The following is a 16,755-nucleotide window of genomic DNA, read 5'->3' as shown; positions in this document are numbered from 1 at the left end:
TTGTAAAGGCTTGGTCTTGGTTCATCGCCACTTCTTGAAGCCGCGAAACGTTAGCAGCAAGTATAAACCGAAACACACATGAAAAATAACGACAAATTTGAAACGGAATTCAATCAAAAAAAAATTAATCATATTTTTCATTATACAAATAGTTTTGAAGTTTTACTTAAAATAATAAGGAATGGGTTTGCTCCTTCATATTGTGATGAAAAAATAAATGAAATAGATTATTACATTCCAATGGTTAGTTTTTGTAACATTCCATTAAAAGATGTTGACTTGTATATGCGTTATGGTAAATATGGCATTGGTATGAGCTTAGAGTGGGCTGTAAGAAATAGTATTTCTCCTGTGATTTATATTCACGAGAATACACCATTTAAGGACTTACATAAGCAAATAAACCTTATAAATCTAAATCAAATTGCGACAAAATATTTTGCTAATATGTATAAAGAAATAACTGAAAACGTTAAAGATAATAACAATTACGAACAAGATAAAAATTTATTGAAACAAATAAATGACGTAACTGTCCCAACTCTTCAATTCTTTAAAAATTGGAAAACAATACATAAAAACAAAGAAATTATAACATATCAAGAAAGAGAATGGAGATATATTCCAAACTTGATAAATGAGAAACGATTAATAACTATTGAAGATAAAGAGTTTAACGAGTTAAGTCAAAAAGACTTAAAACCAAAACCTCACTTACCAGAATACTCATTGAAAATTGATTTGATATCCGATTTAAGATACTTAGTAATCAAAACTGAAGAACAAAGAAAAAAAGTAATGGAAATTTTAGCAAAAAAGTTTACACTTGAAAAACTAACAGAATCTATATTAAGTGGAAAATTTATAATTTTAACTGAAGAACAAATAAACAATGATTTCTAAAAATACCTGCTGCTAACAGCGGTTTAGGATAATTTTATATGTAAAATACTAATAATCTTAAATTTAAATTAAAATAAAATTAATTAGTATAACATAGGTACAACAAATTGATGATTTCCTATCTGCCAAAATATCTTCGTTTCCAATTTAACAACTCTACGCTTTCTTTCAATGGAAAATTTACTTCATTAACCAAAAATCCAAGAAAATCGACATAAGGAACAATTAAGCGATTTCTTTTAAGTTCATTAATTACATTTCTCATTACATCTCTAGTATGGTTATTAGAAGCAATGCTTGTAATGTTAATGCCTTTAAGTCTATTTAAAATTTCATTTATTTGTTGAGGAAACGAGTTTGTATATAGAGTTACATTTGGATCTACCAATCCCTGTGGAAACCTTACGCCTTTTGATACAGATAATAACTCGTTTAATGCTGGTGCTTCATTAAAAACTATTGCAACTAAGTCAATCTCTGTAAAAGAAAGGGATGACTGTATTTTTTTAAAGCTATCTTCATCAGCCCAAAGCAAAACTACAACAGTATTTTCATCTACAAACGCTGGATTGTTATTTGCCAAAAGCAAGTTTACCCCAGTTGTTTGTCCTTGTTTCGGTACATTAGTTAAGGAAAAGACCCTATTTCTTCTTAATTGATTGACGAAATTTACTCCTTGACCTGAAACCATTTTATCAAAGGCTTGACTTATAAAATTTGGAGGATTGTCAAGAAGTGAACTATGGCTCAAGACAAATTTTATATTAGAATATCCTTTTTGATTAATAATAATTAATGCTTTCAAAAGACCATCTTTTATAGCCTCTGGAAAATCATTGTTTGCGGGCTTTATATAATAAACATTATTATTCATACTATTTTATCCTTAATTTAAAAATGCTATTAGGGTTCCTGTAACCAAATATATAAACGGAAAACATAAAAGAAATAAATTAAGGTATTTTATCCTTCGGTTGTATAACATATTGGTAATACCAATAAATGAATTCAGCAAACTTAAAAATAAAAAACCATAAATTAAAAGAGCTTTTAACTTGCGTACTAACGTATAATCAGGAATGAAAGTTACAATCATATAGGCTATAAAAAATAGTAGCGTGAAAATAATAAATTTATTACCGTTACCATCTTCAAAATTACCATTTTTATTAGTCCATTTGTCTTAAATAAATTAATTTGATATGTTTTAGATAATTCTATGCTATCATCATATATAAATATATAATTAAGATTCTTGATTGGGTATCACAACAAATTCTAACCCTATTTTTATTTTTTTTATGGGTAATCAAATTATTAATGCTATTCAATTTTATTCTCTATTTCAAGATATATAGCTACGCAATCTTTTGCTATGGATTCATTAATTATATTTTTTTCATCCTCACCCAAACTTTCAATATGTTCAATTATATTATTTGCTCCAATAGCTACACCTAACTTTCTTAATTCATCAGCTTCTTTTTTGGGAATTTCATAACCTTTGTTTTTCTTGTGATGACTTGTTCCGTCTAAATTTACAGCATAAATCTCTTTTTTTCCTCTTGAGGAAATAACATGATAATGAGCCTTAACTGGAGGATGTGTTTCTTCTGCATGATAATAATATCTGTTAGAGCTTTTTTTGAAGTTTTTAATTACTTCGTGTTCAAGAATAATATCACTTGACTCAAAAACGATTTTTATTAGGTATGTATTAGTTTCGACTTTTCTATTTTCTAAAATTTCGTTAAAACGTTTAACAAAAGGTTTGTAATTTTGGTTTGCTAGGCTATCAACAAATTCCTCAAAGTTTTTAATTTCTGCCATAATTAATAAATTTCTATTTCTAATGATTCTCTTGTATGTGGAATATACTTTGCTTTTATTGTGACAATATCATTTTCTTTACTTTCATCAAACTCAATTTTAATTCCATTTATGTTTGGAACTAGATTAGTAATAGTTGTATAGTCAGCAATTCCAAATGTTTTGCCTAATATTTTTTTATATGTTAAAACATTCATTTTAAGTTCAACATTATTATTACTCATCATTTCGAGTATACAAAAGAAATCTCCTGAATTAATTTTACTTTTCTATTATAATTAAATTTTAGAAACTGTTTTTGTGTGACGCTATAAAATACGCTTATAGATATGATTTAAAAAAACTTTAATCCTGAATATCTTGAATGCTCTCAAATATAAATTCAATGTCTTTATCTTTTCTTAAAGTTTGAAATTTAAGTCCCTTTAACAAAGCGCCACTATATCCCATTCCTTTGTTATTAATCAAATTTTCAAGCCCTTTTTCATTATTTGCAATTTTTAGTTGAAATTTTGCACAAATTGAATCAGACTTTAATGTAACCAGAATTTCTTTCGAATCATTAGTTTGAATTAACTTATCAAAATAAAATTCAATATTGTTTTCATTTGATTTTTTTAAAATTTTATCAAGTTCATTTTTGTATTCAAAAGAATCTAATTTATTCTTTTCGAATATGGGATTAGTATTATTACATTCTTCTTTTTTACAAGAATAAAATAAAACAAGAATAAAAACTAGGAAGATTTTTTTTTTCATAATTAAAAAAATTTATTAAATTTGGAAAATTACTATACTTAAATTTAAGTGTTTAAGTATTCTTAAAAGCAAAGATAACTAAAATATTTATAAAATGATTAATTCTGTAAAAACATTTGCGTGTAGTCAATACACAACACTTACAAAGGCTAATCCAAACCTTGACGGTTCGGGAGCCATTAATACAGTAATTGTCGCTAAAGGTAATGGGACAATTATTAATTCGGTTATTATAAAAGCCGTTGGAAGCAATTCTTTAGGAATTGTTAGGTTATATATCTATGATGGAATAAATAATTTTCTCATCAGAGAAATAATGATTGGGGCTGTAACCCAATCAAGTACTGTTCCATCGTATTTTCAAAGAATTGAAATTGATTTGCTATTGGAAGACAAATATGAATTAAGAGCATCAACTGAATTTGATGATGAATTTAATGTCTTAGCTTTTGGTCAATATTGGGAGTCTTGTCCTTGTTAAATTTAAAATAAAAATAAAATTATGAATAATTCATCTACAATAATAGATCAAAGAAAGTTTTTTGCAAACACAGGGGTTGCTCAAATATCAAAAAGGAATCCAAATCTTGATGGTTCTGGAGCAATATATACATTATTAACAGCGTCTGGAGATGGTACTCAGGTAAATTATATTTCTATTAAAGCTACAGAAAGTACTATGCAAGGTATGGTTAGGTTTTTTGTAAATGATGGAGATAATACATTTCTCTATAGAGAAGTTTACATACCAGAAATGGTTGCTACGAATGTAGAAAATTCATTTCAAACATTTATGAATGAAAGTATATATCTAAGTAATAATCATTCGTTATTAGTTACGACTGAAAATGATCAAAAATTTGACATTATCGCTTTTACTTCTGATTGGAAACAATGCTCTTGTGAATCAAGTTTAATAAAACAATCATCGATAAATTCTGCAAAAGTAAGCATTCAAACTATTAAAGAAGCTAATCCAAATCGTGATGGTAGTGGATCAATTACAACGATTTTTAATGTTCCTAAAGATATTTCAGGTGGGGCAGTAATCAGTGAAATCGGAATAAAAGCTATAACTAGTACTAGGGAAGGGATTGTTAGATTGTGGATTAATGATGGCGAAAACTATTATCTATTAACTGAATTACTAATACCAGCAGAAATTTCAACTTCAGTGGAGCCTGCATTTAGAACAATATTTAGTTATGCTTTTTACTTGGCTGATGGCTATTCAGTTTGTGCTTCAACAGAAGTAGAAAATGCTTTTAATATTAGTGTAGCTTCTACTTTAATAAATAACTGTGATTGTTAACTTAAAAAAAAATAAAAATGTCAAATAAAAAAATAAATTTAGATAAGCTGACACTTGATAAAGAAAGTATATTAACTATAAAGTCAGTTGGAAAAAAACGTGACCATGATACTCCAACAATTAATGATAATTGTTGTGGTGATGTGTTTACTACATTTAACACAATAGCTGTTTGTAATCCTCATGATTGGTGTGGTTATTGGCATGAATCAAATTGTCTAGGGCCATTTTTGACTAAACCATAATCTATAGTGGTAAAAGATTGTCTTAGAAATGAATTGCTTGAAGCTATAAATCATTTTAATGATGATTTAGGTTTAATGTTGGGTAGTTCTGGCTTATTGCTTTTTTATGGGTCAAACTTGAAATTAAAAAATGACTTGAAAAAAATAGAAGAATTGTTTAATATTATTATTCAAAAGGCTTCTGATTTCAAGTCATTTTCTCTTTCAAGTGGTGTTACAGGATTTGGTTATGTTTCTACTTACTTTAAAAAAAGTGGGATTATTGATAGCGATTTAAATACATCCTTAAATGATTCTATTTATTATGGTTTTGATTTATTTCTAAAAGAAGAAAATTTTGATTATCTACATGGTTATTTAGGTGTTATTAATTATTTGATTTATGACAAAAACGAAAAACTTAATAGTCAATTGGTTTTAGATAAACTTTACTTTATCACAAATTTTTTAGTAGATAATAAATTTATTACAGATGAAGCCATTAATAAAGAAATGTTTGTTGCAAACTTTGGGCTAGCGCATGGAATACCATCTTTTCTTTCCATTTTGATTAATTATGATAAATTATATCCATGTGATAATACAAAAATGAGAATAAATGAATTAAGTAATTTTATAATTTCTCAACGACAAGAAAGAGTAGGTTTTGTGTCTAAATATCCTAGTTCATTGTATAAAGAAGGGATATCTTTTGACAAGGAAAGTCGATTGGCATGGTGCTACGGTGATTTAGGTGTTAATTTAGCATTATTAAAATCTGCTCGATATTTAAACAATAAGGAACAAGAAAAAATTATTATTAATGATTTAATTTTTTTGACTAGCAGAAAAACATCATTTGAAACAAGTATTATTGACTGTTCCTTATGTCATGGTGCTGCTGGGTTAGTTTATTTTTTCAAATACTTATATTCAATTTATGGATTATTAGAATTTAAGGAATATTATTCTTATTGGGAAAATTACATCATAGATAAATATACACATACGGGTGTTGACGGATTAAGTTATTATTTAAAAAGTACTGGATGGCTTAAAGAAAGAGGTCTACTCGAGGGCTATATAGGTATTTATTTTTCTCTTTTTTTTGAAGAATTTGATCCCTCTCCTTTTAATTATTTATTTTTAATAGATTAAATAAAATATGTCAAATATTAGTTATTTTGAAAAGTTTGTTTATAGAGCCTCATCGAATCATCATAAAAGTGAAGTTTTATCTGATGAAAGTCTATTTTTTGTTAATCCTGATTTAATAAACATCAAAAAAGAAAATGAAAAAATTAAGCAAACTAGATATAAATATCTATTAAGAAATAATTTCAGAACAATTCCTTTTGGTCTTTTTGCAGGTATTGGAATCGGAGAAGTCAATTTAGAAACAAAAATTATTATTGATGACTCCAGAAATACTATAACAACATACTCTTCTGAATATATAATTGAATTAGTAGAACATATAGTTAAACAAGAATATGTGAGTCCATATTTAACATATTCAATCAATAACTCAATTTATGAATTAAATGACCGATTTAGATATATTGAAAGTAAAATTTATGGAGAAAAATACAAATTCGAATTAGTTTCAATTCGTTCTTTTGATGTACTGAAGAAAATAATTAATCATTTAAGATTCAAAAAAAGCACTCTATATGAATTAGAGGAGTTAATTGACAACCAGTATTCTCTAGAAGAAAAAAAAGTTTTTCTAAAAAACTTAATTTCTAACAACATTATTATTAATCAATTAAGTCCGTCTATAGTTGGTGATTTGCCTCTAAATCAAATAATAAAGAGGTTAAAAAAAATATTACAAACCGCAAATAAACAACATAAACAACATATCGAAGATTTGATTTCAAATTTAGTTTATATAAAAGATCAATTTGAAATTATAGATTCTAGAAATTCATTAAATTCAGTAGAATATTATAATATAATTACAGAACTATCTACAAGAATATTTCCTTACAAGAATTCTAAACCAATTATAAAAGTTGATTTATTTTTTAAATCTAAAATTGCAACTTTAGACAAAGAAAAAGCAGATTATATTGTTAAAAGTTTACCCAATTTATTTAAAATAACTAAAAAAAACACTAATTCAAATCTAATTGAATTTAAAAATAAATTTTTGAAGAGATGGGGAGAAAGAGAAATACCATTATTATTTGCTATTGATGCAGATCTTGGAATTGGTTATCCTGTTAGTACTGATTATCAATCAAATTTTTTAAATAAAAAAATATTTTTAAATCAAAATAATTACGATAGACAAGTTAACATAGATCCTATAGATGTTTTTTGGGAACACAAAATCAAAAAGGCAATATTTTTAAATGAGGATATTATAAATATTAACGAAAATGAAATTAAATCTTTTCAAGACGATTCATTAAAAAATATACCAAGTACTTTCCCTTTATTTTTTTCAATTTTAAATGATGGACAATCTATATTTTTGAAAGGAATAGGAGTTAATTCAGGGGCTAATGTATTAGGAAGGTTTGGATATAATACAGGAATAAAAGATTTAGTAAATGAAATAATTTTATTTGAAGAAACTAAAATTAAGGATGAAATTTTTGCTGAAATATGTTTTAATGCAGATATCCATATTTCTAATGTTTTACAAAGACCGTCTTATCAAAAGTATATAATATCTTGTTTAACAAATTCTGATGAAGAAAATATAATTGATCTTCAAGATTTATTAATTTCAATTAAAAATGGAGAACTAATTTTAAGAAGCAAAAAACTTGATAAAATAATAATTCCTAAAAATACAAATGCTCATAATCATTCTATTTCAGACTTATCTGTTTATTGTTTTCTTTGCGATTTACAATCACAAAATCACTATAATTCATTCAGTTTCAATCTTGATAGTTATTTTAAATATTACAAAAGCATACCTAGAATCACGTTTAACAATAATATAATTTTACAGCCAAGAAGATGGAAACTTGATTTAGATGATTTTAAAGATATAAATCTAAAAAATTTAGATTCATATAAAATCATTATTGAACAATTAAACAAATTGAATGTTTCTAAAATATTTGCACTAGTAAATGGAGACCAAGAATTAATTATTGATACTAGCAAAAAAGAATCTTTGGAAGTATTTATGTCTGAATTAACAAAAAAAAATGAAATTTTGATACAAGAGTATTTACTTAATCCTATGCCATCTACTGTTAAAGATTCACATGATTACTTATATTCATCTGAATTAATATTATTTTGCAAAAATAATGAAATCATTTCTAAAGATAATAGATATGAAAAAATAAATGATTTTAACGAATTTAGTTTTGTACCAGGTTCTGAATGGCTATCATTAAGAATTTATACTGGCAGTAATTTTATTGAAAAGATTTTACTCAGCTTTGATCAAAAAATTTTAAATAAAAAATACATAAAAAAATGGTTTTTTATTAGATATAGAGATGAAGACTTCCATCTTAGAATAAGATTTAATATTGACAAAAGAGATTATAAAAAACTGTTAACAGTTATAAATGAAGTATTAGTTCCATTTACAAAAAATGAAGTAATATGGAAATATGAATTCGATATTTATCAAAGAGAATATATAAGGTATGGTTATCATGATATAACAATTGCTGAAAGTTTATTCTATCTTGATTCAGTATTACATAAAAATATAATTTTAAATAAATATGTAGATAAAGAAGATAATTGGTTATTAATGCTAGTAATAACAGATAAATATTTAGACTCTGTAGGAATGAATATTCATGAAAAACTAGAATATGTAAATGATACAATTATGCAGATTAATCAAAAAATAAATACAAAATCCTTAAATTTAATATATTCTAAAAATTATTCTAAAATTGATTATATTATTAATTCAAAAGATGAATTAAATAATATTTTTTGTGAATTTCATCTAAATATTAAAACAGAATTAATTAATATACAGAAAAACAATAATTTTAAAAACTTTTTGAGTAGTTGTATTCATATGTCAATAAACAGACATTTTGATTCATTAAGTAAAGAAAATGACTATCTTGTTTATTATTTTTTATTTAAATACTATAATCAAACAATTCGCAGATATAATTTATAAAAAAAACTTCTATAACAAGTATTTAGATAAAAATAGTGCCAAATTGATTTGGCACTATTTTTTTGGTTTTTTTTATTTTTTCAATTTTGATTTAACTATTTTACCTCCCTTAATGTATCTATAACCCTTTTTCAAGGTTCCATCTCTTTTTACTCCCTCTCTTTTGATTACTCCACTACAAAGCTTCTTTGCGGAGATTCTTTTTTTGCCTTTCGATTTTGTTTTTTTCGCTACCATGATTTTTGAATTTTGATTATTTAACTTTAAACGATAATTTTTTTTCCCTTTTTTGTTGTGTTGGCTCCCTGACTACTTTCTTGTAATACATTGAGTATTTTAAAGTGAGGTCATTACCTCTATTTTTTTCAAGAGTTGCAAACCTTTGTTTTGGGTCTTGATGTGATGAACAATGAATTACTGAAGTTGGATTGTGTGCCATCTTATTACCGCCATACATTGCCCCATTTTCTTTTACTTGAGATATAAAGCACCAAATTATTTTTGGGTAAGCGGTTCTTAAATAATTCAGTTGGTCGGCTGTAATCTTTAAATCTGTAACCGAATCCGCAATTATGACTTTAACCACTTTACAGAAGTCCTGCAACTCTTCAAAAGGTTTTTCTAAATAACCTTTTATAGCTATGAACTTTCTGCCTTTCTCGCTTGTATTTCGATTAATACTGTCTAGCGTATCTTTACTCTCAATCCCACCTTGCTCGTAATCGATATATGCAACTGGTGTTTGTTGTTCTCCAAAGGCATTAGCAATCTGCATGGCCAACTGTGATTTTGAACTGTGCTTATTCCCTTTAATCAGGATAAGTGCCTTGTGTGGTTGTTGCTTTTGCAAAAACTTTCCAATCTCCCCATCAAATACAAAAACATCTTTAGCCTCTTTTGGTGCTGTTCCCGCTGAAACAAAGCCTAATTTTTCTAATTGATTTAGACTTTTATTCTGATCCAAATTGGGTTGTGTTTTACTTACCCTAGTTGTATTTTTTTTTGTAGCCGGCACAACTCTTTTTTTCTTCACTTCAGTAGCTTTTTTGGTTCTGGCTTTTGCCCCCAATCCTGCAAATAAATCCAACTGCTCTCCCTGTTTGGTTTTGCTTTTAACTTTACTTTTTGTAGGTCTCTTTACAGGAGTTTTTATGGCTACTTTCTTGGTTGGCTCTTCTTTCTTTTCATCTTCCTGCTCATTCTCGCCCTCTAGGTTTCTATTTAAAATGTAATTGACTGCCTTTTGAGATTGTGCTGAAGCTTTAAGGAAAAAACGGTTGTCGTTCTCTAGTTCGCTAACTAAAACCTTATTCCAACTTTTAAGATACTTTGCCGAGTTCTCTTTAGTCTGAAATAAAATCCCTGCCTCTGAACATAAAAATACTGCTCCTAGTTCTGCAATAAGTTCTTCATAAGCATAACTCTTACTTCCAAACTTTCCTGAAAAATCTCTATCCAATCGCTTTTTTGCACCTGTCGAGTGTGTTAGCTCGTGAAAGAAAGTACAGTAATAAGATGCCTCTTTGTTAAAAGCATTTATTTTAGGCATATTGAGCGTATCGGTGGCAGGTTGATAATAGGCTTTATCCCCAACAAAAGTATAAATAGGTGGGTTTTTATACCCGTCAATCAGTAACTGCGCTTGCTCAATCGGATTGACCTTTTTACTATCAATTTTATCACTCGGAAACTTTAACCCTGTACAATCATCGGCTCTGAAAACATTGTAATATTTAATTACTGGGATTTTCACTAAATGCTCTTTCAAATCATCTTTGGTTAATCCGTGAGTTTTTACAAACTCTGTAAACTTTGCCTTGTCGGTGGTTTTGAATTTTAGCGTTCCATCATCATAATTAAAAATCATGGTGTAATAAATAACACGTCTTGCCTTGCTGTCTTTTTTGAGTGATGCGTTAACATCTTTGATTTGGTTAAAGGTTAAATAGTACGGCTGTATAAATTTAATCGGCACTAAATATCCTTTGCCCTCTTCATCAAATTTTATATCGAAATTCAACAGGAAATTTGCTCCAGTATATTCTTTCTTACTTACATAATTTTTGGCTGTTCCGTCAGCTCCCGAACCAACCCAGTCTTTTTGCCAAGGCAAATGCCCAACCTTTTCAATGGTATTTATAATTAAGTCCGTGATATAACTGTAAATATCATCGGGAGAAACACCATTTAAACCACCATCTGAATCGGGTTCTGATTGATATTCCAAAGTAGGTAAAATGATACTTTGCTCTGCGCCACTTAATCCTAATTCAGTAATAAAGTCGTTTATTTCTATTTCAAAAACTGAATCGTTATTCTGTCTTAAAACGTTTGTGATGCGTTTTGAAATAAGCGTATGATTTTGCCTTTTGGCTCTAGCCAGTAGCTTTTTTAGTGCGCTTCGGGAAACTTGCTTTCCGTTGAGATTATTGAATGATTGTACTAAATCCATACTATTGAATTATTGAATATTCTTTACCTAAAACCCCTAAAATGGTTTCAATTTGAATGTCTTTTATTCCTGTAATTTTTACCAGGCTTTGCATATTGGAAAGGTTCTCCAATATTGGAATCTCAACTACCAAATCCTTTAAAAGAAACTTGCCATTGGCGGGAACTGAAACAAAAGATTTATTTACCGTAATGGTTGCAATTTGTTTGGCTGTTTTGTCTTTCAGTACAATTCTCTTAACAACTGCAATAACACCATCAGGGCTGAAATTATCCTTTGTGGGATTAAAAAGAGTTACATCTAAATTGAACCTCATTCTTTTGAAATTGATGTCAAAATTTCTAAAGCCAGTCGGCAACGCTTTGAGTTTTCCCATTGTTTCTTTCCATTTATTTACCTTGTTTTTGTACCATAGTACACCAACGCCCACCAATGCGCCAGCAATAACAATATGCTTTGCTCTTATACCCATAAACTTGTTTTGTTTCTAATAAATACAACCGTTTTAAACCCAATGAAAAGAAGTGTTGCAATTCCCAAAACCATTAAAAACTTCTTCAGTTTTGATAAAGGCTTTTCAATCTCAATCGGAATCTTTTTTACCCTAATGATAGTTTTATCATTTGCCGTTTTGGTAGTGGTATTTTCATTTTTGGTCTGTGCCATTTTAGAGTAAAACTCTAATTGTTTGGCTAGTTTGTTAAACTCAAGTTTATAGCTGTTGTCTCCTGATTTTTTTGAAGTATTAAGCTTTGATAAAATTTCATCAATCTTTGCATTTACCAAACTATCAATTTCACGGTTTCCTGTATTGCTTTGAATAACTGGAGTAATTAATTTGTCATCGATTGCCTGATTAATGATTACATTTCTGAGGCTGTCTCTTCTTTGAATTTCACTTTTGAGAAGTGTGTTTTCCTCTTTGTATTTTTTAGCTGAAGAACAACCGATAAAAGCAACAGAAATTAATATCAGTAAAAGCGATGTTGTTAAATATTTAGTGATTGTCTTTTTCATTGTTGCTGTTTTTAAAAGTGATTTTTATTGTGTAGAATATCATTTGGGTTACTTCAATTATCTGAAACAAATCAATATCATAATAAATACTGACTGCTCCCACGATTTTATTAAAGAGGTCTCTTTTCATTGATTAATTGCTTTAGCTTGTCAAAAATTATCCCTAGTAAATCCTCCATTCTTTTATGGAAAATGGTAGAGAATGAACCGCACCAAGCACAAACCATATAGGTAAAAAGCTTACTTGTATGCAGGAACTGGTCAAAGAAACCGTACACCAAGAGGGCAACAAAAAATGATACAATCGCTTCGGCTAAAAACCATTTCCAAGAGGCTTTTGCTCCCTGTCTTACCTGCTTTAATATCTTAACAAATGCGCCCATACTCACAAGGGCTAGAAATAAAAGAAAGTCTAATATCTGTTTGGAGTGACTGGCGAACCATTCCCAAATTTGCTGTTTTGTCATCGTTTGTATAGTTTACTGATTAAGATTGAAAAGCCCAGACCAAAAATTGTAATAGGGATTATGTAAGAGTGCTGTCTTGACATTTTTTTTTTAATATCCCCATTGTATCAACAGATATATAATAATTGAGTTGTTTAATTCTTTCCTCTAAATTGGTTAAGCCTCCGTTTATCTTTTCGGTTATGTAATTGATGTTGTTTTTATCGGCAATCGGGTTAAGCTTGAATCTAACCGACCAAAACCAACCTGCTATATCAATAGCTATATCGGGTCTTGAAGCTAAATCAGGATTTGCAATTACATCATGCCCAGAATAATCTTTATAGGCTTGGTAGTTGGCTCTTCCTGTAAGTTGAATAAGTCCACGCCCTCTAAAACGCCAACCATCGCCAATTTGGGTATTCCCTAAATTAATTCTCCCCCAATTTCCTCCATAAACAATATTTGCAATTGCTTGTTGATTGGCTTTTTGCTTTGCTGTCCTGCCGTATTGGTTAGCCTGTGCAACCGAAATCTGATTAGTTCCGAAAGTTTTAATTAGCCCCTGTGGAGTGTAATTCAAACTTTCAGTGAACTTTATAAACCCTCCACTTTCCTCGTGGATTTGTGCCAAAAAATGCGCAATCCGTCTTGGAGTATTAATAGCATACTTTTTAAAAATGCTTAAAAAAGTGATGCTGTTTGTCAGTAAAAATTCCATTACAATACTACTTTTTTGGGTTCTTTAATTGGCTTGTTTTCTGTCTCTTTAATTTCAGGTGCTTTTTCATTATCCATAGTGGCAACAACTAAAATTCCTGCTACGGCTAGTGAAAGCCATAATGCTCCGCTTGTACTCATCATTAAAAGTCTTTTAGTTTGATTTGTTTAACCCCTTTTTGGTTGAATAGTGCGTTTTCTGTATTGCGCCCAAAATCTCCGTCAACCTTGATTTTAAGTAGTGTTTGCAAGGCTCTTACTTCAAGCCCTTTGCTTCCTTTTTTCAAGAGTTTGCTTTTATCTACTCCCGAAGCATTTGATGAACTAACTGATGGAACTGTTGGGAAAATTTTACCTACTGGTTTTATAACATCTTGGTCAGCAATCCAATAAATATCATTGAGCAATGCACCGTTTCTTTGTACTACATAGCGATACGTTCCGTCAGGTCTTAAACCAACCCAAATGATAGTACCGATTTTATCTCCTTTTTTAAAAGTGGCTTTTCGGATTCCCTCACTGATATAATTCCCGTCAGCCATTTTTCTAGCATCATAGGTTTTTGTACCATAAAATCCTGTTGCCATTACTTCCTGACCAATACTGTATCTAAAACTATCAGATATTGCTGGTGCTTTAACTGGTGCTAGTGGTTTTACTGGTGTTTGTGGCTTTATTGGATTGGTAGCCAATGTTGGAGTTTTTACAGGTGCTACAGGCTCAATCGGTTCTTCGATGTATTCCTGCTGTTTCTCATTACCTTTTTGAACAAAATAATAGATACCACCACCTACCGCTAGGGCTATACCGCCACCAATCCATAATTTATCTTCTGTGGTCATTTTTATAATTGTTTTGGATAATTTGATTTTAATAATTGATAATCTTCTGTACTTAATTCCTCTTTGAGCCAAACCTTTAAAGGGTGCTTTGTCGGAGTTTGCCAAAGAGCGAAATAAGTGTTACCTGTTAGGGTGTTATAATATCTATTTCCAAAGGCTGTAATCACTTTTGAAAATTGGGCTTCAGTTACTCCAGTTAATGCCGTGAAAATGGTTTTACGCTTTTCGGTGTTGGTGAAATTGGCTTCTTTCATTGCATTGAAAAGCATTGTGGCAACTTCTTTAGCATTGAAACTCGAATCCATTAAACTCGCATCCAAATACGCTCCTGCCTTTTTATTTTTACTGGTTTGAGAAACTGCTAAAAGCATTATTCCCAATCCTGCAAGTCCTATGGTTACAGGGATAATTTTTGTGCTTTCCATTTTAAAAAAAGTGAGGTATTAAAAAGCGTAATTCCATAAGCTCGCTAGGGTTAAACTGGTCTGCAAACCATTCTATCATTGTCATTTTCTTTGATAAGGGATTAATACCTTTCCTCTGCCCAAACTCGTTGTAAATCCTAATGAATCCATTGTGATTAACTCCCATCAGATTTTGTTTTACAGATTTAAACCCATTTCCAAAACCATACATTGCGCTAAAAATGGCTTCCGCTTTATTCTTTGCCATTCCAGTAGAAATATTACTTGGCTTTTCTCGTCTGTCCTCACTTAATTTGGAAAAACCGTTAAAAATCTTCTTGTAAACAAAATATCCAACCCCAAGAAAAAAGCCTGTTTTAAGTACACCCTTTACAATTGAAGCCGTTGCATTTACTGTAGCATTGGCATTGTCAAGCGTATTGGCGATTGCCTTTTGCCCTTGTGGGGAAGAAGCTACTGCCATAACTGCGGGATTGTGTAAACCTTGTTTTTTCATTGTCTTCAGTTGTTGGCTGTAGCGACTGCTCCCAATTTCATTTTTACTTCGGGAAGTTCATTTTAAGTTTCATAAAGGGTTGCCCCAGTAATCCGCTTAATCTTACTACTCCCGTTTCATCTTTACTTTCTTAAATTGGAGCAATTGTTACAGCTATTTCTTTATTGTTGTTTCACTTGCCTGTAAATGGAGCTTACAGACAAGCTACTCCAACACTACCTACATTATGAACTCTTTTATTGTTTGCCAACTCTCGGCATTAGTTACCATTGCAATTGCTTTTTGAGAGTTTTTAAGTTCTACCAACTTCTCTAAAACCTCATTATCTAAATCGGCTAGGGTTTCAATCAATTTTGCTTTTTTCTGCAATTTGAAAGGGTTTGTTTCCTTTGTTTTTATGGTTAATGCGCTCATTATACTAGCATTTGATGTTGTTGTAATAATTGAAATAATTCTTGTGAGAAAACATTATTTTCGGTATTCTCATTGATTTTTTGATAGATGACTTGTAAAAGTGTTATGGTATCATCATCAAGGGTTTTTATGATTTCCAAAAACGATTTTTTAACCTCTGAATAAGCTTCGTTTTCTGTATCATCGGTCGAGGCAACTCCCAAACCATTTGCTTCAACTGGTACATTAAATCCCAATCCTTTTAAAATTATTGGGGCTTGCTTAACAACACCTAAAAGCATATTATTTAAACTGTCGTTGCTCTCCTTTGTGTACCGTCTTTGCAACTTCTCTTCATTTAGTGCCTCGTTTTTAGCTTTGAGTTCCTTGTTTTCCCTTTCTGATTCCTCTAGCTTTCTTGCGAGTTCTGCTCGGTCGTAGGCTTGTAGCTTTAAATCAAAAATCTCTGTCATACCCAATCCCATCAGCCCGCTTTTCATTTTCTTTTTCTTTTTTCTTTTGGCAATTGGTTTTTCCTCAATTTCATTTGATTTTCCAAAACTCACATCGAAAGGGTCTCCCTCCATTTTAAAGGCATTTGCTCCGTTTTTGCGTTTCTCTTGTAGGGTTAGCTTTTTGTAACCATCGGCAAAAACTTTCTCAAAAAACTCTTCGGCTGTACCGTATTCATTTTTTATTTGCTCGTGGGTTACATTGCGAAAAATCGGCTTGGAAGTCTCCCTGTCATAAACCGTTACAGCACAAAACTTGTCGCTGTTGAGTTTATCCATCAAATCATCTAATTGCTCCATT

The 16,755-nt window shown here is 29.8% G+C and carries 23 protein-coding genes; 6 read left to right on the top strand and 17 right to left on the bottom strand.

What is annotated here, in order from left to right; translation table 11 throughout:
- Positions 1-78 precede the first annotated feature (78 nt).
- Complete coding sequence (locus ACODSI_RS14500; protein ID WP_488917574.1) at positions 79-903, top strand: abortive infection system antitoxin AbiGi family protein; 825 nt, start codon at positions 79-81, stop codon at positions 901-903.
- Between the two features lie 118 nt (positions 904-1,021).
- On the opposite strand, the gene ACODSI_RS14495 is transcribed toward ACODSI_RS14500, so the two are convergent.
- From ACODSI_RS14495 to ACODSI_RS14480, 4 genes are all read right to left on the bottom strand, one after another.
- Positions 1,022-1,777, bottom strand: coding sequence for a hypothetical protein (locus tag ACODSI_RS14495; RefSeq protein WP_488917573.1), 756 nt, complete (start codon positions 1,775-1,777; stop codon positions 1,022-1,024).
- A gap of 449 nt (positions 1,778-2,226) precedes the next feature.
- A complete protein-coding gene (locus tag ACODSI_RS14490; RefSeq protein ID WP_488917572.1) occupies positions 2,227-2,733 on the bottom strand; it encodes a hypothetical protein in 507 nt (168 codons plus the stop codon).
- 2 nt (positions 2,734-2,735) lie between these two features.
- Entirely contained in the window at positions 2,736-2,957 is a 222-nt protein-coding gene (locus ACODSI_RS14485; protein ID WP_488917571.1) for a hypothetical protein, read from the bottom strand.
- A gap of 121 nt (positions 2,958-3,078) precedes the next feature.
- Positions 3,079-3,492 (bottom strand): hypothetical protein, encoded by a 414-nt coding sequence (locus tag ACODSI_RS14480; protein ID WP_488917570.1) that lies wholly within the window; start codon positions 3,490-3,492, stop codon positions 3,079-3,081.
- Between the two features lie 94 nt (positions 3,493-3,586).
- On the opposite strand from ACODSI_RS14480, the gene ACODSI_RS14475 reads away from it, so the two are divergent.
- Genes ACODSI_RS14475 through ACODSI_RS14455 form a run of 5 tightly spaced genes read left to right on the top strand, consistent with a single transcriptional unit; the run spans position 3,587 to position 9,151 of the window.
- A complete protein-coding gene (locus ACODSI_RS14475) occupies positions 3,587-3,973 on the top strand; it encodes a hypothetical protein (protein WP_488917569.1) in 387 nt (128 codons plus the stop codon).
- Between the two features lie 21 nt (positions 3,974-3,994).
- The gene (locus tag ACODSI_RS14470) at positions 3,995-4,804 is read left to right on the top strand and encodes a hypothetical protein (RefSeq protein ID WP_488917568.1); all 810 of its coding nucleotides are present in this window, start codon (positions 3,995-3,997) and stop codon (positions 4,802-4,804) included.
- A 17-nt stretch (positions 4,805-4,821) separates the two neighbouring features.
- Entirely contained in the window at positions 4,822-5,049 is a 228-nt protein-coding gene (locus tag ACODSI_RS14465) for a hypothetical protein (protein WP_488917567.1), read from the top strand.
- Positions 5,050-5,055: 6 nt separating this feature from the next.
- Positions 5,056-6,186, top strand: coding sequence for a lanthionine synthetase LanC family protein (locus ACODSI_RS14460; protein WP_488917566.1), 1,131 nt, complete (start codon positions 5,056-5,058; stop codon positions 6,184-6,186).
- A 7-nt stretch (positions 6,187-6,193) separates the two neighbouring features.
- Positions 6,194-9,151, top strand: a complete 2,958-nt coding sequence (locus ACODSI_RS14455) for a lantibiotic dehydratase (RefSeq protein WP_488917565.1) — start codon at positions 6,194-6,196, stop codon at positions 9,149-9,151.
- Between the two features lie 72 nt (positions 9,152-9,223).
- Here ACODSI_RS14455 and ACODSI_RS14450 read toward each other — a convergent pair whose 3' ends face one another.
- The 13 genes from ACODSI_RS14450 to ACODSI_RS14390 all read right to left on the bottom strand — a co-directional run bounded on the left by ACODSI_RS14450 (position 9,224) and on the right by ACODSI_RS14390 (position 16,754).
- Entirely contained in the window at positions 9,224-9,388 is a 165-nt protein-coding gene (locus tag ACODSI_RS14450; protein WP_488917564.1) for a hypothetical protein, read from the bottom strand.
- Between the two features lie 16 nt (positions 9,389-9,404).
- Positions 9,405-11,603 carry an ArdC family protein gene (locus ACODSI_RS14445; RefSeq protein WP_488917563.1) on the bottom strand — a complete coding sequence of 733 codons (2,199 nt, stop codon included), beginning with the start codon at positions 11,601-11,603 and terminating at the stop codon, positions 9,405-9,407.
- Position 11,604: 1 nt separating this feature from the next.
- Positions 11,605-12,075: a hypothetical protein gene (locus ACODSI_RS14440; protein ID WP_298657950.1), complete on the bottom strand. Its 471-nt coding sequence runs from the start codon at positions 12,073-12,075 to the stop codon at positions 11,605-11,607.
- Positions 12,066-12,620: a hypothetical protein gene (locus tag ACODSI_RS14435; protein WP_488917562.1), complete on the bottom strand. Its 555-nt coding sequence runs from the start codon at positions 12,618-12,620 to the stop codon at positions 12,066-12,068. Before ACODSI_RS14435 ends, ACODSI_RS14440 begins: the two co-directional genes overlap by 10 nt.
- Positions 12,601-12,750: a hypothetical protein gene (locus ACODSI_RS14430; RefSeq protein ID WP_488917561.1), complete on the bottom strand. Its 150-nt coding sequence runs from the start codon at positions 12,748-12,750 to the stop codon at positions 12,601-12,603. Before ACODSI_RS14430 ends, ACODSI_RS14435 begins: the two co-directional genes overlap by 20 nt.
- Positions 12,731-13,087 (bottom strand): hypothetical protein, encoded by a 357-nt coding sequence (locus ACODSI_RS14425; RefSeq protein WP_488917560.1) that lies wholly within the window; start codon positions 13,085-13,087, stop codon positions 12,731-12,733. Before ACODSI_RS14425 ends, ACODSI_RS14430 begins: the two co-directional genes overlap by 20 nt.
- 58 nt (positions 13,088-13,145) lie before the next feature.
- On the bottom strand, positions 13,146-13,787 hold the full coding sequence (locus ACODSI_RS14420) for a glycoside hydrolase family 19 protein (protein WP_488917559.1): 642 nt from the start codon (positions 13,785-13,787) through the stop codon (positions 13,146-13,148).
- Positions 13,787-13,930, bottom strand: coding sequence for a hypothetical protein (locus ACODSI_RS14415; RefSeq protein ID WP_488917558.1), 144 nt, complete (start codon positions 13,928-13,930; stop codon positions 13,787-13,789). Before ACODSI_RS14415 ends, ACODSI_RS14420 begins: the two co-directional genes overlap by 1 nt.
- Positions 13,930-14,628, bottom strand: coding sequence for a peptidoglycan-binding domain-containing protein (locus ACODSI_RS14410; protein ID WP_488917557.1), 699 nt, complete (start codon positions 14,626-14,628; stop codon positions 13,930-13,932). The genes ACODSI_RS14415 and ACODSI_RS14410 overlap by 1 nt, the downstream gene beginning before the upstream one ends.
- Positions 14,629-14,630: 2 nt before the next feature.
- Positions 14,631-15,053: a hypothetical protein gene (locus tag ACODSI_RS14405; RefSeq protein WP_298657967.1), complete on the bottom strand. Its 423-nt coding sequence runs from the start codon at positions 15,051-15,053 to the stop codon at positions 14,631-14,633.
- Position 15,054: 1 nt separating this feature from the next.
- Complete coding sequence (locus tag ACODSI_RS14400; protein WP_298657971.1) at positions 15,055-15,549, bottom strand: hypothetical protein; 495 nt, start codon at positions 15,547-15,549, stop codon at positions 15,055-15,057.
- Positions 15,550-15,768: 219 nt separating this feature from the next.
- Positions 15,769-15,963 (bottom strand): hypothetical protein, encoded by a 195-nt coding sequence (locus tag ACODSI_RS14395; RefSeq protein ID WP_213213008.1) that lies wholly within the window; start codon positions 15,961-15,963, stop codon positions 15,769-15,771.
- Positions 15,963-16,754 (bottom strand): hypothetical protein, encoded by a 792-nt coding sequence (locus ACODSI_RS14390; RefSeq protein ID WP_488917556.1) that lies wholly within the window; start codon positions 16,752-16,754, stop codon positions 15,963-15,965. The genes ACODSI_RS14395 and ACODSI_RS14390 overlap by 1 nt, the downstream gene beginning before the upstream one ends.
- Position 16,755: the final 1 nt, after the last annotated feature.

Source organism: Flavobacterium sp. FG139, from assembly GCF_057809695.1.
This window is presented reverse-complemented; position numbering and strand designations above follow the sequence as displayed.